Source organism: bacterium (genome assembly GCA_030685015.1).
Taxonomy (GTDB): Bacteria; CAIWAD01; CAIWAD01; order CAIWAD01; family CAIWAD01; genus CAIWAD01.
This window is the reverse complement of sequence record JAUXWS010000018.1, coordinates 37,438-60,363: the sequence shown is the minus strand read 5'-3', so window position 1 is coordinate 60,363 and position 22,926 is coordinate 37,438. Positions and strand designations below refer to the sequence as shown.

The window sequence follows — 22,926 nt, the reverse complement described above, 5'->3', positions numbered from 1 at the left end:
CTTGACGAAGGCCGTTCCATATCACTTCAGCAGGACGGCCTTGCGGGTCAGGGTCTCACCGCCCGTCGTCAGGCTGTAGAAGTAGACGCCGCTGGGAAGCTGGGAGGCGTCCCAGGTGTAGCTGTGGACGCCCGCGCCGCGGAAGCCCAGGTTGAACTCCTGCACCACCGCGCCCGCCAAGTTGTAGACGGCCAGGGAGGCCGGCATCAGATCAGGCTGGGTCCAGCTGATCGTCGTGGTCGGGTTGAAGGGGTTCGGGTAGTTCTGCTGCAACTCGAAGGCGAGGGGCGTGAAGGTCTCGCCCAGGGCCGTGGTCAGGTTGCGCACTTGCAGCGTGAAGGCGCGGGCCTCGGCGCTGCCCCAGTAGTCCGCCACGATGTAGTAGGTCCCGGCCGGGAGGTTGGCCACGTCCATCGTCTCGCCCCCCAGGTTGTTGCCAAATTCGTCCCTGCCGGCGACGCAGGATGCCGTGCTCTGGCAATTGGTCAGGATGTAGATCACCTCGTCGGCGTTGCCCTGTCCTGTCATGGTGACGCGCACGTCCGCCTGGGCGGTCAGGGTCAGCATGTGCAGCTCGTCATAGCCGGCCGAGGAGATGCCCGTGCAGCCGTTCACCGCATTGTGGTGGTTGGCGATGGGGGCGGGGCGGCTCACGGTGTAGAGGTTCTCCAGATTGCCGCCGTTGACCATGTCGGCGCAGGGATCCACCGGCGTGCAGGTCTCGAACTCCAGCGTCAGGCTGTAGTTCTGGTCCTCGGGCACGCCCTCGAACGCGTTGTGGGCGATGACGGCGTAGTACTGGCCCGGGCTGAGGCACTCGTAGAGGATCATCTCGCCCGTGCAAGCGCCATTGGCATCGGCCGCGGTGAGGATGTTGCCGCCCGCCGCGAAATCGGTCAGGAAGAGGATGCAGTCGAACCAGTCCACCTCGGAGCTGATGCGCACGTTGACCGTCTCGGTCACCGTGAAGCGGAACCAGTCGAGGTCGCGGGTGCCGGCGTCGGCCCACACGCTGCCGCAAATCGTCTGGCCGTCGGCGATGAGGCCGTAGCTGTCATTGGGCGGGGTGGCGTTCCAACCCTCGTTGGGCTCGGTCTCGGCCGTGCCCACGCAGGTGATGGGGGTGTGGTCCTCGCAGGGGTCGCCGAAGCAGGTCACGAGCAGGGCGTAGTCCTGGTCGTTGGGCACGCCCTCGAAGAGGCTGTGGGCGATCACGACGTAGTATTCGCCCGCCGGCACGGCCGGGACGAACATGGTCTCGGGCACGCACATGGGAGCCGCGTTGCTAGAGGCGATGATGTTGCCGCCCAGGGCGAAGTCGGTCAGGAAGAGGATGCAGTCGAAGGCCTCGATCTGGGTCTCGATCAAGAGGTCGCCGCCCGTGTGCACGAAGCGGTACCAGTCGAGGTCGCGGTTGCCGCCCGTGGCCCACACGGAACCACACTTCACTTCGCCGCAGACAAGGGTGTTGTAGCTGGCGTTTTGGTCGTTCCAGCCCTCGTTGGGCTCGGTCTCCGGCGTCCCCAGGCAGTTGACCGGCTGCACGTCCTCGCAGGGGTCGGCGCCGCAGACCACGTTGAGGGTGAAGGAGAAGGCACTGCCGGACCAGTTCCAGGCGTCCACCACGATGTAGTAGGTGCCGGCCGGGTAGGTGCCGCTCATGGATTCATTGGGACCGACGGCCCAGGGCATGTCCAGGCAGTCCAACGGGTCGCAGCTGCCCAGCAGGGCCATGTCCAGGTCTTCGGTTGTGCCGCTGGTCATGGTGATGGTGAGGAAGCCGCCGGAGTGGTTCAGCTGGTAGAGGACTTCCGGGCCATTCTCGCCGCCGAAGCAGTAAGTCTCCCAGGCGTTGCCCTGGCTCATGCCGCTGTTGCCGTTGACGGTCTGGTTGCAGGCGATGGGCGTGGCGGCGTCGCAGGGATCGATGGGCGTGCAGGGGGCGCAGCTCAGGCTGATGCTGTAGGCTTGGTCCTCGGGCACGCCATCGAAAGAGGAGTGGCCCATCCACACATAGTAGATGCCGGCGGCCAGGCAGTCGGTCGTGAGGGACTCGCCCTCGCAGAAGCCGTTGTTGTTGGCCTGGGCGACGATGTTGTAGGTGGCGTCGATGACGAAGACAAGGGGGTCGAACAGCTCGACCTCGCTCGTGATGGTCAGGATGCTGCCTTCCAGCAGGAAGAGTTCCAGCCAGTCCGTGTCGCGCGTGCCGCCGATGGCCCAGACCGTGCCACAGACGGTGACGCCGCAGTCGATCTCGCCGTAGGTGTCGTTGCCGCCGAACTCGGCCGGGCCGCTGTTGGGCTCGCCCTCGTCGATGCCCACGCAGGTGATGGGGTCGCAGCTGGCGCAGTTGATGTCCAGGCTGTAGTTGCCCGAGGCGCTGGAGTAGCCCTCCACCACCAGCCAGTAGGTGCCGGGATCCAGGGCGACCACCAGCTCCGACTGGAGGCCGCAGGCGTCGTCGTTGGCGCCGATCTCCACGCCGCCCGTGGTCGGGCAGCCGTTGTAGAGGCGCAGGAAGCTGTCATAATTGGTTCCGCCGTCGCAGAGGCTGAAGGTGACGGGGCCGGACTCGGTGATGACGATCTCGAAGAAGGCATCGGGGGCGGGGTTGCCCACGTAGTTCTGGTTGCCCACGGTCGTGCCCGTGGCGCTGCCGCCGCATCCCAGGGTGGGCGCGTCGTCACAGGGGTTCACCGTGCCGCAGGGGGTGGCGCCGAAGGCCACCGTCAGCGTGTAGGTGCCGCTGTCCGCGCCGTAGCCGTCCACCACCACATAATAGGTGCCGGCTGCCAGGCAGCAGGGGTCGATGAGGCTGCTCCAGTTGGAGCAGCCAGTCCCGTCATCGTTCACCGCCACCAGCTGTCCGGCGGAGTTGAAGATGCCCAGGCAACTGTCGTAGGAGGCGTTGTTGCAAGTGCTGGCCGAGACGGTGTAGGCCGCGGGCAGGGTGAAGGTGTAGACCGCGTCCGGGCCGCCGAAGCTGACGGTGAAGAAACTGGTGTTGCACATGGCCGGCGCCACCTGTCCCGAGGGGATGTCGTTGGCGAAGCCGACGGTGGTGCCGTTGTCGGTGAAGGTGCCGCCCGCCGTGAAGGTGATGGGTGCCGCCGTGGCGAAGGTCTCGCCGCCGTTGCGGGCGCCGCCCTGGGCCGGCGGTCCGAAGACCTCCAGCAACAGGCTCGCGGGAATGGGGAGATCCTGCAGCTTGAGGTGGTAGTACTCGGCCTCCGCCGGCGTGGCGAAGCCCATCTCCTGCGGCAGCTTGACCTCGCCCCGGGCGCCCGGCCAGCCCTCCCATTGTGGCTGTGCCTGAACGCCCGCCGTCTTGGTCTGGCTGGCGGACAGGTCGGTGTGGACCGCCTTGATCTGCTGGTTGGACAGGCTGGGCTGCAGCGTGGCCGCCACCGCTCCCCCCGCCACCGAGACCATCAAAGCGGCAATCAGCGATTTCTTCATCCGTCTCTCCCTTGCTTCACGAGGAAGGGGCTCCCCCGGCGCACGCGCCGGACGCCGCAGACACCTCGGGGCGCCCCGGCGTGAACTTCACCCTCGTATTCCTGAATTGGTCATGTATGGTGGTTGATTGGGCTCCCGCGCCGACCCTCGACGCACGGACGAAAGTTAGGACTTGACCCCAGTTGTCCAAAGCTCCCCGGCTGGCGGACAGCTACAGGTCGCCGGCCAGGTGCCGCCGGGGATCCTGCCGCAGATCAGCCACGGGTACCGGCCGCTGGCTTCCGGTGCGCATGTCCCGCACCTGGACCTGACCCGCCGCCCATTCGTCGGGTCCCAGGACGAGCACCCAGGGGATACCCTTCTTGTCGGCATAAGCCAGCTGCTTCTTGAGCTTGCCGCCGTCGAGGCTGGTCTCGACCGGCAACCCGGCCCGGCGCAGCTGGGCCGCCAGGCGGAGCGCCTCGCCGTCGGTCTCGGCGAAGGCGCGGGCGACCAGGACCTGGGTGGGGGTGGCGGCGGCGCTGCCGGGACGCAGTTGGGCCAGGGCGGTGAGGATGCGGTCCAGGCCCAGGGTTGCCCCCACCGCCGGAATCTCCCGGCCCAGGAAGATGCCCACCAGGCCGTCGTAGCGGCCCCCGCCCATCAGGCTGCCCATGTGGGGCAGGGCGGGGAGGACGGCCTCGAAGATGGGGCCGGTGTAGTAGCCCAGGCCGCGGGCCAGGGTGAGATCCAGGCGCAGATGCTCCGGGGCCACCCCCAGGTCGAGCAGGATGCCATGCATGTGCTCCAGGTCGGCCAGGGCCCGGCGTCCCTCCTCATGGTCCTTCAACTCCGCCGCCAGGATCTCCGTCGCGCCAAAGGCGGCGGGCAGGGAAATCAAGGCCAGCACCCGCTCGGCGGCAGCGGCGGGAATGCCTCGTTCCTCCAATTCCCGGCGCACACCTGCCAGGCCGATCTTGTCCAGCTTGTCAACGGCGCCGCAGACGATTCCCTCCCGGCTCCGCTCCAGGCCCGCCACCTCGACCAGGGCCGACAGGAGGCGGCGGTGGTTGAGGCGGATGACGAAGCCGGGCAACTCCAGGCGACCCAGCAGGTCGGCGCAGACGGCGACGATCTCGGCGTCGGCAAGCAGGCCCTGGGCTCCCACCGTGTCGATGTCGCACTGCATGAACTCGCGATAGCGGCCCTGGTGGGGCTGGGGCCGGTCCGCCCGCCAGACGGGTTGCAGCTGGTAGCGCTTGAAGGGCAGGGGCAGCTCGGGATGCAGGGCGATCAGCCGGGCGAGCGGCACGGTCAGGTCGTAGCGCAGGGCCAGGCGGCGCGCCGGATCGTCGTTGCGGTAATCCAGGCGGTAGATGAGCTGCTCATCGTCTCCGTACTTGCCGGTGAGGATCTCGAGGTATTCCAGCGCCGGTGTCTCCACCGGGGCGAAACCGTAGAGCTGGAAGGAGGCGCGGAACTGGGCCAGCACCCGCTCGCGGGGCAGCATGTCCGCCGGCAGCAGGTCGCGCGTGCCGTTGTAGAGGCGGGGCGTGATGGGCATGGCGGCTTGACCACTCCTGCTTGCGTTTGGGAGGGGACGCCACCACGCCTGGATCCGGATTCCAAGGGGAAGCGGCCCCAATCGATGGACAATGTAAGGTCGAAGAGGACGGAGCGCAGCCTGACCACCAGCCAGGGGGGAGGGCCTTGGCGACGGCGGAACCCCGCCCGGGCGGGCGCAGGCCCTTCAGGCAGCGGACCCATCCGTTTTCGCAGCACCCCACGTCTCCCGGCGGGGCGTCCGGTTGGCCAGCACCTCGTCGTACACGGCCAGGTACTGGGGCAGGATCCGCGCGATGGTGAAGCGCTCCTCGGCCGTGGCGCGGGCCGCCGCCGCCATGCGCTGGTAGCACGCCGGGTCCTCCAGCAGTTCCAGGCCCCGCTCGACGAAGGCATCGACGTCGCCCAGGGGGCAGAGCACGCTGTTGACGCCGTCCTCCACCAGCTCGGGCAGGCCGCCCACGCGGGAGGCGAGGACCGGCACGCCGCAGCTCATCGCCTCCAGCGCCGACAGGCCGAAGCTCTCCGTCTGCGAGGGCAGCAGGTAGAGGTCGGCCATGCTCATGAGATCCACCATCGATTCCTGGTTGCCGATGAAGTGGACGCGCTCGGCCAGGCCCAGGGCGGCCACCTGCTCCTTGGCGGCGTTGCGCTCCGGCCCCAGCCCCGCCAGCACGAGGCGAAGCGGATGGTGGGCCGCCAGGCGGGCGAAAATGGACACCACGTCGGGCACGCGCTTGACGGGGCGGAAGTTGGAGACGTGGAGCAGGATGCGCTCGCCGGGAGTGGCGTAGCAGGCGCGCAGTTCCTCGTTGCGCTTCGGGCGGAACTCCGCCGTGTCGACGAAATTGTGGATGCGCCGCACGGCCAGTTCCCGCCCGAAGACCCGGCGCGTCTCCTCGACCAGGAAGTCGCTCACGGCGGTGAGGGCCTGGCAGTTGCCCAGGGTGAAGCGGGTGACGGGCAGGTAGCCGGGATCCTGTCCCACCAGGGTGATGTCCGTGCCGTGCAGGGTGCTGACCACGGGCAGGCCGCCCGGCAGCATGAGGCTGGCCATCCAGGCGCTGGCGGCGTGGGGGATGGCGTAATGGGCGTGGACGAGGTCCAGGCCGAAGCGCGTGGCCACGTCGACGATCTTGCTCGTCAGGGCCAGGCTGTAGGGCGGGTACTCGAAGAGCGGGTACTCGCTGATCTCCACCTGGTGGAAGTGGGTGTTGGGGTAGAGGCGATCCAGGCGGAAAGGCTTCCGGTAGCTGATGAAGTGGACCTGGTGGTCCCGCGCGGCCAGCTCCAGCCCCAGTTCCGTCGCCACGATGCCGCTGCCGCCCTGGGTGGGGTAGCAGATGATGCCGATGCTGCGGCTCATGGCCGCCCCCCCTGGCGCGGGTCAAGCGGCGCGCCCGGACCGGCGAAGTGCCGGAGCGGATCACCGATGGCCAGGACGCCGTCGTGCCAGAAGGCCTCCCCGTAGCGCACGCCCACCAGCTGGCCGTAGTACATGGCCCGCGCTTCGATGTAGTGCCAGAAGTCCGGGCTGGAGATGGCGGTGGGCGGCTCGCTGGAATCCGGATCGTGGAACTGGCTCTTGTAGCAAAGGGCGGCGCGCCGGCGCTGTTCCCACTGCGCCGTGATGTCCACCACGAAGCTGGGCCTGAACTCGCGCCGGCCCGGATAGTAGAGGATGGCCCGCGGGCGGTGGGGCGGATCCCCGGTCTCCACCTTGGCCATGCCGGCCAGGAAGGCGGCGTTCTTGACCAGGCGCGCCGCGTGCTCATGGTCGGGGTGGTCGTCCTCGCGCCAGGGCGCCAGCACCAGCTCGGGCCGCAGGCGGCGCAGGACGGCGGCCACGGCCAGCTCGTTCTCCCGGGTCTCGCGCAGGCGGCCGTCCCCCAGGTCGAGGCAGGAGCGATGGTCCAGCCCCAGCTCGCGGCTGGCCGCCTCGCACTCGGCGGCCCGCCGCTCCCGCGTGCCGCGGGTGCCCAGCTCCCCGGCGGTGAGATCCACCACGCCCACCCGGCCGCCGGCGGCCTTCACCTTGAGCAGGGTGCCGGCGCAGCAGATCTCCACGTCGTCCGGATGCGGGCCGATCGCCAGCAAATCCAGCATGCTTCGATTCCCTTCATGCTATCTAAGTTCAATCCTATGGGCATCCCTGCCGCGCAACCGATCCCGTGATCGGAGGCACCCGACCCTGCACCGGATCCATCACCCACCGCCGGGGAAGCAGGGTCCATCCCCCGCCTCCACCAACACCGTCCCGGTGGCCGGGTCGCACCGGAAGCGCTGCTGGCCTGCGGCGAAGGGATCCAGCCGGCGGCGCAGGTCTGGCAGGATGGCCGCGCCACCCATCCGGCCCACCAGCGCCAGGGTGTTGATCCGCCGCTCCTGCGGTCCGGCGGCGCCGTCCTGCCAGGCCCCGCGCTGGTGCAGGTCGCGCAGGGCGCCGCGGTGGGCGGCCTTGTGGGCTTCGATGAGGGACTGCCGCAGCTGCGCGCCCAGGGCCTCCAGCCGCCGGCGCAGCTGCTCCTGGTCGCCCCGGCCGCTGGCGCCCAGGGCCAGCAGCTCCGCCTGGGCCGCCGCCAGGCGCCGCAGACGTTCGTCCAGCTCGCCGCCACCAGGCAGTCTCTGCAGCAGGTCCAGGGGCCAGACTCCGCCCGCCTGGGGGGGCGCCCAAGGATCGGCGCCCAGGGCCCGCCAGGCCGCGGCATCGCCCAGGCGGGACAGCTGCAATCGGGGGCGGGGCAGGCGCAGGGCCTTGTCCAGCCCCAGCAGGCTGGATGCGCCGGCCACCTGGGCGTGGTAGGCTTGCTCGCCGGGTCCCAGGAAGGAGGCCGCCGGCTGCAGCAGCCAATCCTGGAGAAGGATGCGCGTCAAGGCGTTGGGGCTGAAGCGCTCGGCCGGCACCGCCTCGCCCGGCTCGGCGCGGCGGCGATGGCCCACCCCGTCCTCCGTGAACCAGGGGGGGCGCTCGTCCACCTGGACCGGCGCAGGATGACCGGCGGCAAGCAGGGCCGCCGTGTCCCGGCGCAAGGCGTCGATGACCGCCCGCTCGTGTTGCTGGAGTCTCTCGACGAAGGGGGCGGCCAGGCGGCGCAGCCCGGGCAGGGAGGGATCGAGCACGAGCAGGCCGCTTCCCGGCAGCAGGCTGTGCAGGAGAAGGGCCGTGTGCCGGGCCAGGCTGCCCGTCAGGGTGGCGCGCAGGGCCGCCTGCCCGGCCGGGGGCCAGTCCGCCAGCAGGGGCGCCAGCTCGGGTTCCCGCTCCCGCCACCACGTCGCCGGCAGGTCGATCCGTCCCACCGATGCGCCCAATTGGTCCGCCGGGCAGGGCGCCGCCTGCGTCGACGGCCAGCCCGGTCGCGCCGCCTCTTCCCAGTCGTGGTCGTTGCCCTCGACCCAGAAGAGGCAGAGGGGACGGCGACCGCCGGCGGCCTCCACCCGGTCAGCGGCGGCCACCAGGGCCAGGGCTTTCCACAGGGTGAGGGCCACTCCCCCGGCCAGTCCGGCCTGTTGGCCGGACGTGAGGAGGGGCGCTCCTCCCTCCGCCAGGTCGGCGCGGGCCGCCTGCTCGGCGGCGTCGCCGCTGTCTCCCGGCCAGCTCTCCAGCAGGGCGGCGAGGCCACGGCGCCGGGCGCGACCCTCCGCGCCCACCGGGCGGGCGCAGGCCGCCGCCAGGGCTTCGAAGGTGTTCATGGGCATCGCTCCAGCACCAGCACGCTGCGCGGGCTGGCCGCCCCGTGAGGCGCGCCGCGCAGGTCACCCCAGTGGACCAGCGGCCGGAAGCCCAACTCCCGCGCCGGAGCAAGGAACCAGCTCGCCTCGTAAAGCTTGACCTGCTCCGTCACGTCCCGGGGCGTCTGCCCGGGCGGCCCGAAACGCAGCCGTTTGACCACCATGTTGCGCTCCTCGTCCACGCGGCGGAATTCCCGCACCTCCCAGGCGCCCACCTGCCGCCGGCTCTCCGGCACCAGCCGGGTCCGCAGTTGGGCGGGGTTGAGGTAATCCAGCACGATGCGCCCCCCCGGCCGCGCCAGCCGCAGGATGCCGCGCCAGACACGCTCGTTGGCCGCGTCCTCTGTCAGGTAGCCCAGGCTGGTGAAGAGGGACAGGACCAGACCGGCCCCGCCACGGAAAGGGGGCGCGGCCAGGTCGCCGCGCACGAAGACGGGCGGGGGAGTCGCTCGGCCGCTCATGGCCTGGCGCAGGAGGACGGGCGACCAGTCCAGGCCCACCACGCGGTAGCCCCGACCCGCCAGCTCCAGGCTGTGCCGGCCCGCTCCACAGCCCAGGTCCAGCACCAGCCCCGCCTCGCCGGGGGCGGGGAGCAGGCCGTGCTCCAGAAGGGACGCGATGAAGTCCCGCGCCTCGCCTGGATCGCGGTGCCCGTAGAGGGCCAGATAGTCCCCGTCGAACCAGGTGCGGTTCCAGGGTTGGGTGGCGGGTGGATTGGTCACGCGGGCAAGATCAGAATCGACGGGCGGCGGGACCACCGGCGCAAGCCCTTCAAGAAGAACCAGCCTCTTCCTCCAGTTGCTGCAGCAGAAGGGCCAGCTCGTGGATCTTGAATGGTTTGGCCAGCACATGGTCGACGGCGTGGCGGAGACGGTCCTCCTCCTTGATCTGAGCCCCCCAGCCTGTCACCAGCACGACCACGGGCGGATGACCAGCGGCGGCCCGCCGGATGCGGTCGGTCAGCTCCCAGCCGTTCATGCCCGGCATGCCCAGGTCGGTGAAGAGGTGTGTGTGGCGGCCGGCCAGCCATTTGTCCAGCCCTTCCTGGCCGGAGGCCGCCGCCTCCACGTGATGACCCATCAGGGTGAGGGCGTCCAGCAGCACGCCGCGCACGTCGGGTTCGTCGTCCACCACCAGGATGCGCAGGGGCCGCGTCGTCACCGCAAGACCGGTATTCTCGACGCGGACGGGGGCGGCAGCCACGGTCTCCGGGGTGGCCAGGGGCAGCAGGAGGCGGAACTCGCTGCCCTCGCCCGGCGCGCTCTGCGCCGTCAGTTCGCCGCCATGCCGCTCCACGATCCCGAAACTGACGGAGAGGCCCAGTCCGTTGCCGCGCGCCCCCTTGGTCGTGAAAAAGGGATCGAAGGCGCGCTCCAGCACCTCGCGGGTCATGCCGTGGCCCGAGTCCCGCACGCATAGCTCGGCCTTGTCCGCCAGGGCGTGGGCCGCCAGGCTCAACTGGCCGCCCGTCGGCATGGCGTCCAGGGCGTTGATGATGAGGTTGTGCAGGACCTCGCGCAATTCGCTGGCATTGCCCATCACATGCAGGGTCTCGGGGCAGTCGCGCCGGACGGCGTAGGTCAGGCCCAGGCGCTGCGCCTTGTCCCGCCAGATGGCGCGGGTCATCTCCAGCACGTCGTCGAGCAGCTCGCAGAGGTTGACCGGCTCGAAGTCGCGGCGCTCCGACACGCGTGTGAAGTCCTGGATGCGCCGCACCACCGCCGCCCCGTCCAGGGCGCTGCGATGGATGCTGCGCAGGCCCTCCTCGACGCGGGGCGGCACTTCCTCCAGCTTGAGCAGTTCGGTGCGGGCGATGATGGCGCCCAGGATGTTGTTGAAGTCATGGGCCACGCCACCCGCCATCTGGCCCATGGCTTTCAGTTTCTCGGCCTGGGAGAGGGTGCGCCGCGTGTTCTGAAGGTCCAGGTTCAACTGCTGAAGGGTCTGGTTGGCCGCCTCCAGGTCCAGGTTCTTCTGGCGCAGCTCGGCGGACTGGTCGGTGATGGCCTGGTGGGTGGCGTCCAGGCTTGCGTGCATGACTTTCAGCTCGTTGTAGCGGCTGAGGTAGGTGTGGACCCAGATGAGGGGGATGGTGGCCAGACCCACTCCCAGCCAGCCGAAGTGCAGATAGAGGCTGGCCGTCAGGGCGCCCAGGTAGAAGAGGATGGAGTTGCCGCCCAGGTCGAAGTAGTGGCTGGCGCGCATCTGTTGGAGGAAGGGCGTGCCCCGGTCCAGGCGCACGGCCACGCTGACCAGCAGGAGATTGACCAGGACGAAGCCCAGGTAGGGCAGGAGCAGCAGGGGATAGGTCCAGGGCGAGAGGAAGTCCGGCGGCTGCTTGACCACGCCGCCGCCCAGGAGGTAGAGCCCCCCCGCCGCGTTGACCGCCAGGAGGACCTGCGCTCCGTTGAAGAGCACCTTGTACCAGGGCGCGCGCCGCCTGATGAAGTTCAGGTAGAGGGCGTTCAGCGCGACGGCGGGTCCGGCGAACTGCGGCCCGAAGCAGAGGATCATGCAGTAGTTCAGGGAGCTGTTGAGGGTGGAGACGGCCTCGCCGCTGCTGCTGACGATGGGGAAATGGGAGACGAGCAGGATGAGGAGCAGCCAGACCGCCCGGTCGATGAGATCGGGCTGACTGGATCCCATCTCCAGGTGGAGCAGGTGGAGGTCGAGACCGGCCACCACCAGACCGGCGGCAATGATCACACTGATGTAGGCGCGCAGCAGGGGTCGCATCATCCCACCGGTTTCACCAGGTCTAGGGGTCGGACGGCCGATGGTCCAAAATAAGGGCAAACAGCGGGATTGCATGGGAGGGAAGCGGGCGACCTTGGCATCCAATGTGGATCACCCGGCTGATCGGGGCAGGGCCAGGGCAGGGTCAGGAGGAACCCAGCACCCAGAGCAGGCGCTCGCCCATCGTCTTCAGCATGGCGTCGGTGACATAGTCCTGCCGCCGCACCTGATCGCGCAGGGCTTCCACCCGCGCCTCGCTGAGGGGGGCGGCGGCGGCGTCGGGATCCGCCTGCCACTGGTCGAAAAGCAGGCCCCCGTAGGCGCGGTCGAAGACCAGGCCCTCCCGCATCAGGCCCGCCATGAAGGTGTCGAGAATGCGCTCGCGCTCCTGGTCGCGCCTCTCCTCGGACACCTCTTCGATGGCCTGGACCAGCAGCTGGCACATCAGGATGAATTGCGGGGTCGAGGTCTGCACGCCACCCTCCGGAGCCTGGAAGCCCGTCTCGTCCTTTGCCAGGGGCCGGCTGCCGCGATGCCGGCCCGATCCTGTCCTGCTTATCGGTCGTTTTGGGAAAGTTCTGAAGCCCTGAAGTGCAAAAGTTGGCCGAAGGATTCCCTTGATGCTGTTCGGATCAACCCCCGACGCGGGCCGCTCCGTCGTGCTACTTGTCGAATGTTGAACAATCGTGGGACAAGTCATGGCGGGACGCCGCCCCGGCCTTATCTTCCAGGCAAAGACCGGGAGGTGCCATGTTGGTGCGCAGTCTGTTGAATCAGAAGGGGAGCGAGGTCGCCGCCGCCGGGCCGGACGAAAGCGTGCAGGCCGCCCTCGACCGCATGATCGAGCGTCGCGTCGGTTCCCTCCTCGTGATGGAGGACGGCGAGGTGACAGGCATCGTCACGGAGCGGGACGTGCTGCGCCGCGGCCTGGGGGATGTGCGCAAGCTGCGCGAGCAAAGGGTGGGCGAGATCATGACGTGCGAGGTGGTGATCGCCACCCCCGACGACTCCCTCCAATACTTGATGGGCTTGATGACGCGCAACCGCATCCGCCACGTGCCCGTCTTCGCCGAGGGCAAGCTGGCGGGGATCGTCTCCATCGGGGACATCATCTTCGCCCTGCTGGAGGAGAGCGAGGCCACCAACCGCTACCTCCACGACTACATCGCCGGATCTTATTGACCTGCCCGGGAGCGGCCATGTCCCAACGCGAGGCCTTCGAGGCGGACCGCGCCGCCTTGCAGGAGCGCTTGCAGCGGCGCGCCAACCGCAACATCAAGCGCGTCCTCTCCTGCGACCACGCCTGCTACCAGGACGGCGCCCTGCCCGCCCGGCAGAAGGAGCTGCTCGGCCTCGGCACCAGCCTGGCCCTGCGCTGCGACGACTGCGTGCGTTTCCACCTCATCCGCTGCCACGACCTGGGCTGGACGGCGGCAGAGTTGATGGAGGCGCTCGAGGTGGCGCTGGTGGTGGGCGGCAGCATCACCATCCCCCACCTGCGCCGCGCCGTCTCCCTGCTCGACGAGCTGGAGGCGGCGGCCGGCCGCTGAGCCCCCCGCCCCCGCGGCCGTGACCTTTGATCCACCCCTCATTCCCTGCCATTTCCGGCGACGCTGGAAGCGCTTCCTGGCCGAGGTCGAAGGGCCGGGAGGCGACCTGCTGACGGTCCACCTGCCCAACAGCGGCAGCATGGCCACTTGTTTGGGGGAGGGTCGGCCGGCCCTCATCAGCGACAGCGGCAACCCGGCGCGCCAGCTGCGCCACACCCTGGAAATGATCAGCGACGAGGCGGGCTGGATCGTGGTGAACACGTTGCGCGCCAACACCATGGCACGTGAGGTGCTGGAGGCCGGCCGCGTCCCGGGCTTCGATGGCGCCTGGTCCTGGCGACCCGAAGCCAGGCGGGGCGGGAGCCGCCTGGATTTCCACGGCCGACGCGGGGAAGCCGAGGCCTGGGTGGAGGTGAAGAGCGTCACCCTGCGCCTGGAGGACGGCTGGGCCGGCTTCCCGGACAGCGTCACCACGCGGGGGCGGAAGCACCTGGAGGATTTGAGGGGCATTGTCGAGGAGGGAGGCCGCGCCCTGTTGCTTCTGATGGTTCAGCGCGCCGGGCTGCGCGGCTTCCGCCCGGCCGCGCACATCGACCCGGCCTGGGCGGAGGGCCTGCGCCGGGCTGTGGCGGCCGGGGTGGAGATCCAGGCCTTGCAGGTCCAGGGCGATGAGAGGGGCCTGCATCCCGGGGAGCTGATGCCCGTGGCGCTGGCCTGAAGCGGATGCGCGGCGGCCCAGGTGGCCGTGCCGCATGGAAAAGGGGGCGCGTGGCCCCCTTTTCGTTGTCGTGTTGTCGTCTTGGGAAGGGCTTACTTCGCCAACAGCATCTTGCGGGTCATGGTCTGGAGGCCAGCCTCGATCGTGTAGAGGTACACGCCGCTGGCCAGCTGGCTGCCGTCGAAGCTGAGCTGGTGCCAGCCCGCCCCCTGGAAGCCCACCTGCCGCTCGTGGACGAGCTGGCCCGCCAGGTTGTGGACCTTGAGCACCACGGGCGCGCCCGCCTCCAGGCTGTAGCGGATGGTGGTGGCCGGGTTGAAGGGGTTGGGCACGTTCTGCTCAAGATTGAACTGGATCGGCCGCCACGGGTCGCCCAGGCTGCTGAACTGGTGGAGGACCGTCTCCTCGAACTGGGCGATGTTCTCGATGGGGATGGGGATCACCCCCGTGCAGGGCTCCGGCTCGCCCTGGAGGGCGTTCTCCATGTCCAGGCGGTAGTAGAGGGAGGGGCGGTCGTCCGTGAAGTGGAAGCCGATCAGCACGTCGGAATTGGTCAGGCCGCTGTAGGCGAAGTGCACGTTGAACTTGGTGCCGCGCCAGCTGGGCAGGAGGCCGTTCCAGCCCTCCAGGGGCACATAGCCGTCGGGGGTCTTCACCGTGACGCCCACCTCGGTGATGCCCAGGGCCTCGGGCGGACCGATCTGGTCCAGCATGTTGTGGTGCCAGCTGATGCGGTCCAGCTGCACGTCGAAGGGGGCCTCGTTGAAAACATGGACCGGATCGATCCACTTCACGCTGTCCAGCACGGAGCCCTCGCCGCACCAGGCGGCGGCATACCAGCGGTACCAGCGCTTGGTCTGGGCCAGGCCGACCCGGCCCGCCGCGTTCCAGGGCGTGCCGGCATGGGGCGGGATCTCGGCCACGGGGATACGGTGGTAGATCACGGGGTTGAGCGTGGAGAAGCACTCCTCCTGGGGAATGCCGCCCGGGCAGCGGTCCAGCACATAGGTCAAGTGCAGGTGGCCGTCGACGATCTCGGCCAGGCTGTGCCAGCTCTCGCTCAGGCACTCGCCGGAGACGCAATCGGGGCTGGGCGTCTCCGTCACGTTGACGGGCTGGCCCCAAGTCAGGCCGTTGTCCGCCGAGCAGGAGATGTAGATCTCGCCGTTGGGGTAGGAGTCGCCGGCGGCGTCCACCGGCCCCATGTCGTCGGCGGAATACTGGTTCCAGGCGCAATAGAGGTAGCCCGTGGACGGATCCACCGCCAGGCTGGGATGGTCGTTGCGCTGGCGCCAGGCGCCGGCGTCCACCCAGGACACGTCCGTGGGGTCCACCAGGCAGTTGGAGCCCCAGATGTGGCCCCAGGTGCCGGTGTCGTAATTGTGGTGCCAGATCTGCCCGCGGCCCAGGTTCCAGTGCATGTAGACTTCCGTCAGGGAGTCCTCCGCCGCCTCGTCCCAGATGACGTGGAGCGTGTCCGTCCACTGGGGTCCGCCCGTGTAGGCGATGTGGAATTCGGTGTCCTCCGTATGATCGAAGAGGCCGTCCACGTCACAATAGGCGCGGCTGCCGTAGGGGCCGAAGGGGGCCATGCTGGCGGGTCCGAAACTGGTGAAGTTGATCTCGTTGGCGGCGCTGTGCTGGGCGTAGATGTCCCCATCGTTCGCCACATAGCCGCGGATGTCATGGTGGATCTGGATGCCGATGAAGCCTGATCCCATGTCGTAGGGGATGTCGTCCGTCCCGGTCTTGTGGTGGTAGAGGACGGCGGTGCGGGATGAGGTCTTGCTGCCCACCGGGATGGAGCCCAGGGCCGCGCTTTGGTTGGTAAGCAGGATGGTGGGGGCGTCCCAGCTGGTGCCGCTGGTGGAGCCCCGATACCAGACATTGTCGGAGCTGGTGGCGGAATCATAAACCACCATGTGCACCTTGTCGTCGCCGTTGAGGGCGACATGGGGCCACAGGAAATTGGTGGAGCCGTACTGCAGCAGGTCGAAGGCGTGGGTGCAGCCGAAGAAGTCCACGCCGAACCAGGAGTCGGCCGGCGAGCCGGTGTGGAAGGCCGCCACCGTGCTGTTGGCGGGGAGGCCGTTGACCGGATTGGCGCTGGTGGCGGCGGCCGTGGTGTAGCCCGCCCGCGAGTTGTGCACGTTGAGGGCGTCCACCACCGAGAGGTCCGGATTGACGCACCAAGCCTTGACCCGACGGTCGGCCCAGGTCAGGTCCATGGCGGCGGAGTACATGAAGGTGCCGTGGGCCACGCCGTCGGCGGAGACGGCGACCATCTTGGAGAGGGTGCCGTTGGCTTGGTAGTCGTAGGTGGTGGTGCCCACCTGCACCGTCTCGCCCACCAGGTCGGTCGCCATGGGGGAATGGCTGGGGGCCTTGACCGGCGGAATCTCCTCGGCGCCGGTGGCCTTGTAGCTCGCGGCCTTGTTGGGCACCTGCCCCTGCATGTCGCGGCGCGCCTGGTCGGCCTGGGCGGACCAGGCCCCCTGGACCAGCAGGCCACAGAGAGATAGAGTCAGAAGCGTTCTCATGGCGGTGTTCCTTGCATTGTGTGTGGTGGCAAGCGCAGGGAAAATAGGGCAAGTAGGCGGCCAAGGCAATGCTGGTCAGGAAGGGAAGGCCGGCGGGCTGTCAGGGCCTGCCTTGTCCACCGCCTGGACCTGTGCGATATTCCGCAGGCCTGCCCGCGCCGGCACCCCATGCGTCAATAAATCGGGAGATCCAAATGTCCAGCCACCGCAAGGTGCTTATCATCGGGGGCGGGCCGGCTGGCCTCACCGCCGCCCTCTACGCCGCCCGCGCCAACCTGGCGCCTCTCGTCATCGAGGGCATGCAGCCCGGCGGCCAGCTCACCATCACCACCGAGGTGGAGAATTTCCCCGGTTTCCCCGAGGGTGTGCAGGGGCCGGAGTTGATCGACCACATGCACCGCCAGGTGGAGAAGTTCGGCACCGAGTTCCTCATGGGCACGGTGCAGGCGGCCGATCTGTCGAAGCGCCCCTTCACCCTGGACGTGGACGGCCAGACCCTCACCACGGAGACCCTCATCATCGCCACGGGGGCCACCGCCCGCCTGCTGGGCATCCCCGGGGAGAACCTGTTGATGGGCCATGGCGTCTCGGCCTGCGCCACCTGCGACGGCTTCTTCTTCAGAGGCAAGGAGATCTGCGTGCTGGGGGGAGGGGACAGCGCCATGGAGGAGGCCAACTTCCTCACCACCTTCGCCCGCAAGGTCACCCTCATCCACCGCCGCGAGGGCTTCCGCGCCTCGCCCATCATGGTGGAAAAGGTCCGCCGGAACCCGCGCATCGAGTTACTGCTCAACAAGATCCCCCTCTCCTTCCAGGGCGATCCGCAGCAGGGCGGTCTGGAGGGAGTGGAACTGCGGGACACGGTCAGCGGCGAGACAAGCGTGCTCAAGGTGGACGGCGCCTTCGTCGCCATCGGCCACGTGCCCAACACCAGCCTTTTCAAGGGAGTGCTGGACATGGACGAGAACGGCTACCTGCTCTGCCAGGGCCGCACCACGGCCACCAAGGTGCCGGGCGTCTTCGCCGCCGGGGACGTGGCGGACCATCGCTACCGCCAGGCCATCACGGCCGCCGGCAGTGGTTGCGCCGCCGCCTTGGACGCCCAGCACTTCCTTGACATGCACTCCTGATGCGCGTCGGACGCTGGGAGGCCGCCACCCTCGAGTTCGGCCGTTTCCGGCTGGATGGGGGCGCCATGTTCGGCGTGGTGCCCCGCGTCATCTGGGAGAGGGAGGCGCCGCCCGACGAGCTGAACCGCATCCCCCTCGCCCTGCGCTGCCTTCTGTTGCGGGACGGGGAGCGGGTCGCGCTGGTGGACTGCGGCGTGGGCGACAAGGACGGGCCCGCCTTCCGTGAGATGTTTGCCCTGGTCGATGAGGGCTCCACCGTGACGGAGCGCCTCGCCCAGCATGGGCTGGCGCCGGAGGAAGTGACCGACCTCATCCTCACCCACCTGCATTTCGACCACGCGGGCGGCGCTGTCACCCGGAATGCCCGGGGCGAGAGTGTGCCGACCTTCCCCCGGGCGGTCATCCACCTGCAGCGCCGTCAATGGGATTGGGCCCAGTCGCCCAGCCCGCGGGACCGGGCCAGCTATCTGAGGGAGAACCTGGAGCCCCTGCGCCAGGCTCGGCTCAATCTGCTGGACGGCCCGGCCGAGCCGCTGCCCGGCATCCACCTGCTGCCGGTGGAGGGCCACACCCCCGGCATGCAGGTGGTGGAGGTGGACGGCGCGGGCGGCCCCAGCCTGGTTTACTGCGCCGACCTGGTGCCCACCGTCGCCCACCTGCCGCTGGCCTGGGTGATGGGCTACGACCTCTTCCCGCTCACGGTGGTGGAGGAGAAGGCCGCCCTTTACCAACGGCACGGGATGGGGTCGTCCTGGCTCGTCTTCGAACATGACCCGGCGGTGGCGGCGGCGCGGGTGGACGCCTCCGGTCGCCGACCCCTGCTGCTTGAAACGCGGGAGCGGCTTGTCGGCGCGCGGGGCGATCGGTAGATTCATTCCTGAATTCTTAACAAGCTGAACGGACCGCGGCATGGCCTTCACCTTCACTGCGGAGGAAGGGCAGGAGATCGAGCAGATCCTCGCCCGCTACCCGGATCGCATGAGCGCCACCCTTCCCCTGCTGCACTTGGCCCAGCGCCGGACGGGCTGGACCGGCCCCGAGGTGGTGGATGAGGTGGCCCGCATCCTGGAGCTGCCCCGCATCCACGTGGCGGATGTCGTCACCTTTTACACGATGTTCCAGCGCCGGCCGGTGGGGCGTCATCTGATCAGCGTCTGCCGCACCCTGAGCTGCCACGTGCTGGGCGGCCGCGAGATCGTGGACTACCTGCGCCGGCGGCTGGGTCTGGGCGAAGCCGCCGCGGGCACGGACCCCCGCGGCCTTTTCACCCTTGAGCAGGTGGAGTGCCTGGCCGCCTGCGGCACGGCCCCGGTGCTGCTGGTGGACGGGGTCTACCACGAGAACATGACGGTGGAGAAAGTAGGGGCCCTGCTCGACGGGCTGGAGCAGAAGGCCGGCGTCGGCGGGGGAGGGGACTAGGCCATGGCCGATTTCATCTGCTTCCCTGCCCTTCAGTCCAAATCTCGCGCCTCGCTGGACGACTACCTGGCCGACGGCGGCTACCGCAGCCTGAAGAAGGCCCTGGACGGCATCGCCCCGGCCGACCTGGTGCAGCTGGTGCGCTCCTCCGGCCTGCGCGGCCGCGGCGGCGCCGGCTTCCCCACCGGCATGAAATGGGGTTTCCTGCCCAAGCAGGGCGGACAGCCGGTCTACCTGGTCTGCAATGCCGACGAGGGGGAGCCGGGCACCTTCAAGGACCGGGACATCCTGCGCCATGCCCCGCATCAGCTGATCGAGGGGATGGTCCTCACCTGCCACGCCATTGGCGCCCGGGTGGGCTACATCTATATCCGGGGCGAGTTCCGCGAGGAGGCCGCCGCCGTGGAGCGCGCCCTGGCGGAGGCCCGCGGCGCCGGCCTGCTGGGGCGGGACATCCTGGGCCGCGGCCTGGACGTGGAGCTGCACGCGCACATGGGGGCGGGCGCCTACATCTGCGGCGAGGAGACGGCCCTGCTCAACTCGCTGGAGGGCCGCCGCGGGCTGCCCCGCACCAAGCCGCCCTTCCCCGCGGTGGTGGGCCTCTACGGCTGCCCGACCATCATCAACAACGTGGAGACCCTGGCCGCCGTGCCGCCCATCGTCCAGCACGGGGCCGAGTGGTACGTCTCCCTGGGCACGGAGAAGAGCCCGGGCACCAAGCTCTTCAGTGTGAGCGGCCACGTGGAGCGCCCCGGCGTCTACGAGCTGCGGATGGGCACGCCGCTGATGGACCTGATCAACGTGGATTGCGGCGGGATGAAGGGCGGCCGCGCCCTAAAGGCCGTCATTCCCGGCGGCTCCTCGGTGCCCATGATCACGGCCGCCGAGGCGGCCAGCCTCAGGCTGGACTACGAGAGCTGCCTGGAGCACGGCACGATGCTGGGCTCGGGCGCCGTCATCGTGCTGGACGAGACGGTGAGCATCCCGCACGCCGTGCAGAACCTGGCCCATTTCTACGCCCATGAGAGCTGCGGCCAGTGCACGCCCTGCCGGGAGGGCACCCACTGGATGCACAAGATCCTGGACCGCCTGATCGAGGGGAAGGGCCAGGCCAGCGACCTGGACCTGCTGCTGGACATCTGCCGGCACATCTCCTTCCGCACGATCTGCGCCCTGGGCGATGCGGCCACCGGCCCGGTGAAGTCCGGCGTGATGAAGTTCCGTTCCGAGTTCGAGGCGCTGGTCCGCTAGCGCGGCCGGCCACCAGGGAGGGCGTGTGAGACCCTTGCTCTTCATCCTGCTGTCCGTCCTCACGCTGGGGGGCGGTCTCTGGGTCCTCGTCCGCAAGAGCCCGGTGGACTCCGTGCTGGGCCTGCTGGTGGTGATGGTCGCCCTCGCCGGCCATTACATGATGCTGGACGCCCCCTTCCTGGCCGCCGTCCAGCTCATCGTCTACGGCGGCGCGGTGATCATCCTCTTCCTCTTCGTCATCATGCTGCTCAACCTGCGCCGGGACAGCATCCTGGCCCGCCGCCTGCCGCCCGGACGCTGGATCTACGCCCTGCCCGGCGCCGCCGTCATGCTCGCCCTGGCCGGCATCTTCCGCTCCGGGCTGGATTGGCACGCCGGCGGCCCGCCCGTCTCGGGCACGGTGGAGGCTTTCGGCGCCGAGCTGTTCCGCAAGTGGGTCTACCCTTTTGAGCTGACCAGCATCCTGCTGCTGGCGGCCCTGGTGGGGGCGGTGGCCCTGACGCGGCGCGGACGGGAGCCGGGCGCGGGCGACGGGGGGGGGAAGGCCTGATGCCCGAGCTGAACCATTACCTGCTGCTGGCCGTGCTCCTCTTCGGGCTGGGCGTCACCGGAGTGCTGGTGCGGCGCAACGCCCTCATCATCCTCATGTGCGTGGAGATGATGCTGAACGCCGCCAATCTGGTCCTCGTCGCCTTCAGCGCCAAGGCGGGCAACCTGGACGGCCAGGCCTTCGCTTTCTTCAGCATGACGGTGGCCGCCGCCGAGGTGGCGGTGGGCCTCGCCATCGTCGTGCTCATCTACCGCTGGCTGGGCAGCACCGACATCGAGCACATCCGCCTGACGGCGGGGCGGGAGGAGGGGCAATGAGCGCGGGCACCCTCGAACTGCTGCTGATCCTCGTTCCCCTGCTGCCCCTGGCCGGCGCCGCCCTCAACGGCCTGCTGGGACGCCACACCAGCGCGCGGGTGTCGGGCGCCCTGGCCACGGCGGCCATCGCCGGCAGCTTCATTATCTCCTACATCCTCTTCCGCGAGCTGCAGCAGTGGCCGGAGGAGGCGCGGCGCCTGCTGGTCAGCTACGGCCCCTGGATGCATGCCGGCGGCCTGGAGCTGGACTGGAGCCTGCTGCTCGACCCCCTCTCCATCGTTTACGCCCTCTTCGTCAGCGGGGTGGCCACCCTCATCCACCTCTACAGCATCGGCTACATGGGGAAGGACCCCTCCTTCGCCCGCTACTTCGCCTATCTCAACCTCTTCAGCTTCGCCATGCTGACCCTGGTGCTGGGCGGCAACTATCTGGTGATGTTCCTGGGATGGGAGGGCGTGGGGCTCTGCTCCTACCTGCTCATCGGCTTCTGGTTCAGCGACATGGAGAAGGCCAGCGCCGGCAAGAAGGCCTTCGTCGTGAACCGCATCGGGGACTTCGGCTTCCTCCTCGCCCTCTTCCTGCTCTTCAGCCAGCTGGGCAGCCTGGAGTTCGGCCAGCTGGCGGAGAAGGCGGGCGGGCTGCCCATGGGGCACTGGCTGCCCACCGCCGCCGCCCTCCTTCTCTTCCTGGGAGCCGCGGGCAAGAGCGCCCAGATCCCGCTCTACGTCTGGCTGCCGGACGCCATGGCGGGCCCCACCCCCGTCTCGGCGCTGATCCACGCCGCCACCATGGTGACGGCCGGGCTCTACATGATCGCCCGCAGCCACTTCCTTTACAGCCTGGCGCCAGCCGCCCTGCTCACGGTGGCCATCGTGGGCGCCGCCACCGCCCTCTTCGCCGCCACCATCGGCCTGGCCCAGCGCGACATCAAGAAGGTGCTGGCCTACTCGACGGTCAGCCAGCTGGGCTACATGTTCCTGGCCATGGGGGTGGGCGCCTACAGCGCCGGGCTCTTCCACGTGGTGACCCACGCCTTCTTCAAGGCCCTGCTCTTCCTCGGGGCGGGGGCCGTCATCCACGCCATGCACCACGTCTACCACGAGGTGCACGACCACCAGCGCGACCCGCAGGACATGCGCAACATGGGCGGGCTGAAGCGGCATCTGCCCGTCACTTATTGGACCTTCCTGGTGGCCACCGTCGCCATCGCCGGCTTCCCGCCCTTCGCCGGTTTCTTCAGCAAGGACGAGATCCTCTGGCAGGCCTTCCACACGGGCCACTGGCCCCTCTGGTTGATGGCCCTGGCCGCGGCCGGCCTCACCAGCTTCTACATGTTCCGCCTGCTCTTCCTCACCTTCCACGGGCGCTACCGGGGGCCGGCGACGGAGGAGACCCATTTCCGCGAGAACCCCCTCGTCATGACCCTGCCCCTCGTCGTGCTGGCCGTGCTCTCCGCCATCGCCGGTTTCTGGGGCCTGCCCCATTTCCTGGACTTCGCCCACGTGGGGAACCGCTTCGACGAGTTTCTGGCGCCGGTCTTCCATTCAGGCACCGATCTGGCCCTGCGCCACGAGCTGGCTTCCCACGGCGCCCCCGCCCTCGAGTGGGGCCTGGCCCTGGCCAGCGTGGCGGTGGCGCTGCTGGGCCTCCTGCAGGCCCGCCGCTGGTACCTGCGGCGGCCGGAGCTGGCCGAACGCGCCGTGGCCCGGCATCCCCGGCTCCATGACCGCCTGCTCAACAAGTGGTACGTGGACGAGTTCTACGAGGCGACGGTGGTGAGACCGGTGGCCGCGCTGGGCGAGTTCTGCTCGCGGCAGGTGGACGGCCTCGTGATCGATGGGCTGGTCAATGGATCGGGCCGGGCCAGCGAGGCGGCCGGGCGGCTGTTGCGCCGCCTGCAGACGGGCCGGCTGCCCCACTACCTGGCCGCCATGGCCCTGGGACTGGCCCTGCTCCTGGCAATCGTCTTCACCCGATGATGG

At 69.2% G+C, this 22,926-nt stretch carries 19 protein-coding genes; 10 read left to right on the top strand and 9 right to left on the bottom strand.

Going from position 1 to position 22,926, the window contains the following annotated elements:
• Nucleotides 1-21: 21 nt before the first annotated feature.
• The 8 genes from Q8O14_01795 to Q8O14_01760 all read right to left on the bottom strand — a co-directional run bounded on the left by Q8O14_01795 (nucleotide 22) and on the right by Q8O14_01760 (nucleotide 11,944).
• Nucleotides 22-3,462 carry a T9SS type A sorting domain-containing protein gene (locus Q8O14_01795; protein MDP2359475.1) on the bottom strand — a complete coding sequence of 1,147 codons (3,441 nt, stop codon included), beginning with the start codon at nucleotides 3,460-3,462 and terminating at the stop codon, nucleotides 22-24.
• A gap of 211 nt (nucleotides 3,463-3,673) precedes the next feature.
• Nucleotides 3,674-5,005: a histidine--tRNA ligase gene (hisS, locus tag Q8O14_01790; protein MDP2359474.1), complete on the bottom strand. Its 1,332-nt coding sequence runs from the start codon at nucleotides 5,003-5,005 to the stop codon at nucleotides 3,674-3,676.
• Nucleotides 5,006-5,191: 186 nt separating this feature from the next.
• Complete coding sequence (bshA, locus tag Q8O14_01785; GenBank protein MDP2359473.1) at nucleotides 5,192-6,370, bottom strand: N-acetyl-alpha-D-glucosaminyl L-malate synthase BshA; 1,179 nt, start codon at nucleotides 6,368-6,370, stop codon at nucleotides 5,192-5,194.
• Nucleotides 6,367-7,110, bottom strand: a complete 744-nt coding sequence (gene bshB1, locus Q8O14_01780; protein MDP2359472.1) for a bacillithiol biosynthesis deacetylase BshB1 — start codon at nucleotides 7,108-7,110, stop codon at nucleotides 6,367-6,369. Before bshB1 ends, bshA begins: the two co-directional genes overlap by 4 nt.
• 99 nt (nucleotides 7,111-7,209) lie before the next feature.
• Complete coding sequence (gene bshC, locus Q8O14_01775; protein MDP2359471.1) at nucleotides 7,210-8,694, bottom strand: bacillithiol biosynthesis BshC; 1,485 nt, start codon at nucleotides 8,692-8,694, stop codon at nucleotides 7,210-7,212.
• The gene (locus Q8O14_01770) at nucleotides 8,691-9,455 is read right to left on the bottom strand and encodes a methyltransferase domain-containing protein (GenBank protein MDP2359470.1); all 765 of its coding nucleotides are present in this window, start codon (nucleotides 9,453-9,455) and stop codon (nucleotides 8,691-8,693) included. The genes bshC and Q8O14_01770 overlap by 4 nt, the downstream gene beginning before the upstream one ends.
• Nucleotides 9,456-9,504: 49 nt before the next feature.
• The gene (locus tag Q8O14_01765) at nucleotides 9,505-11,472 is read right to left on the bottom strand and encodes an ATP-binding protein (GenBank protein MDP2359469.1); all 1,968 of its coding nucleotides are present in this window, start codon (nucleotides 11,470-11,472) and stop codon (nucleotides 9,505-9,507) included.
• Nucleotides 11,473-11,614: 142 nt separating this feature from the next.
• Nucleotides 11,615-11,944 (bottom strand): hypothetical protein, encoded by a 330-nt coding sequence (locus Q8O14_01760; GenBank protein MDP2359468.1) that lies wholly within the window; start codon nucleotides 11,942-11,944, stop codon nucleotides 11,615-11,617.
• A gap of 275 nt (nucleotides 11,945-12,219) precedes the next feature.
• Here Q8O14_01760 and Q8O14_01755 point away from each other — a divergent pair, with 275 nt between their 5' ends.
• Genes Q8O14_01755 through sfsA form a run of 3 tightly spaced genes read left to right on the top strand, consistent with a single transcriptional unit; the run spans nucleotide 12,220 to nucleotide 13,737 of the window.
• Complete coding sequence (locus Q8O14_01755) at nucleotides 12,220-12,651, top strand: CBS domain-containing protein (GenBank protein ID MDP2359467.1); 432 nt, start codon at nucleotides 12,220-12,222, stop codon at nucleotides 12,649-12,651.
• Between the two features lie 17 nt (nucleotides 12,652-12,668).
• Complete coding sequence (locus tag Q8O14_01750; protein MDP2359466.1) at nucleotides 12,669-13,019, top strand: carboxymuconolactone decarboxylase family protein; 351 nt, start codon at nucleotides 12,669-12,671, stop codon at nucleotides 13,017-13,019.
• A gap of 19 nt (nucleotides 13,020-13,038) precedes the next feature.
• Nucleotides 13,039-13,737, top strand: coding sequence for a DNA/RNA nuclease SfsA (sfsA, locus tag Q8O14_01745; protein MDP2359465.1), 699 nt, complete (start codon nucleotides 13,039-13,041; stop codon nucleotides 13,735-13,737).
• Nucleotides 13,738-13,829: 92 nt separating this feature from the next.
• Here sfsA and Q8O14_01740 read toward each other — a convergent pair whose 3' ends face one another.
• Nucleotides 13,830-16,277, bottom strand: a complete 2,448-nt coding sequence (locus tag Q8O14_01740) for a T9SS type A sorting domain-containing protein (GenBank protein MDP2359464.1) — start codon at nucleotides 16,275-16,277, stop codon at nucleotides 13,830-13,832.
• A gap of 194 nt (nucleotides 16,278-16,471) precedes the next feature.
• On the opposite strand from Q8O14_01740, the gene trxB reads away from it, so the two are divergent.
• From trxB to nuoL, 7 genes are read left to right on the top strand one after another with little or no spacing between them, the layout of a single operon-like run.
• On the top strand, nucleotides 16,472-17,407 hold the full coding sequence (gene trxB, locus Q8O14_01735) for a thioredoxin-disulfide reductase (protein ID MDP2359463.1): 936 nt from the start codon (nucleotides 16,472-16,474) through the stop codon (nucleotides 17,405-17,407).
• Nucleotides 17,407-18,276, top strand: a complete 870-nt coding sequence (locus Q8O14_01730; protein MDP2359462.1) for an MBL fold metallo-hydrolase — start codon at nucleotides 17,407-17,409, stop codon at nucleotides 18,274-18,276. Before trxB ends, Q8O14_01730 begins: the two co-directional genes overlap by 1 nt.
• Before the next feature lie 40 nt (nucleotides 18,277-18,316).
• A complete protein-coding gene (locus Q8O14_01725; protein ID MDP2359461.1) occupies nucleotides 18,317-18,826 on the top strand; it encodes an NAD(P)H-dependent oxidoreductase subunit E in 510 nt (169 codons plus the stop codon).
• Between the two features lie 3 nt (nucleotides 18,827-18,829).
• Nucleotides 18,830-20,077 (top strand): NADH-quinone oxidoreductase subunit NuoF, encoded by a 1,248-nt coding sequence (gene nuoF, locus Q8O14_01720; GenBank protein ID MDP2359460.1) that lies wholly within the window; start codon nucleotides 18,830-18,832, stop codon nucleotides 20,075-20,077.
• Between the two features lie 25 nt (nucleotides 20,078-20,102).
• Nucleotides 20,103-20,627: an NADH-quinone oxidoreductase subunit J gene (locus tag Q8O14_01715; GenBank protein MDP2359459.1), complete on the top strand. Its 525-nt coding sequence runs from the start codon at nucleotides 20,103-20,105 to the stop codon at nucleotides 20,625-20,627.
• Nucleotides 20,627-20,944 carry an NADH-quinone oxidoreductase subunit NuoK gene (gene nuoK, locus Q8O14_01710; protein MDP2359458.1) on the top strand — a complete coding sequence of 106 codons (318 nt, stop codon included), beginning with the start codon at nucleotides 20,627-20,629 and terminating at the stop codon, nucleotides 20,942-20,944. Before Q8O14_01715 ends, nuoK begins: the two co-directional genes overlap by 1 nt.
• Nucleotides 20,941-22,923, top strand: coding sequence for an NADH-quinone oxidoreductase subunit L (gene nuoL / locus Q8O14_01705; GenBank protein MDP2359457.1), 1,983 nt, complete (start codon nucleotides 20,941-20,943; stop codon nucleotides 22,921-22,923). The genes nuoK and nuoL overlap by 4 nt, the downstream gene beginning before the upstream one ends.
• The last annotated feature ends 3 nt before the right edge of the window (nucleotides 22,924-22,926 follow it).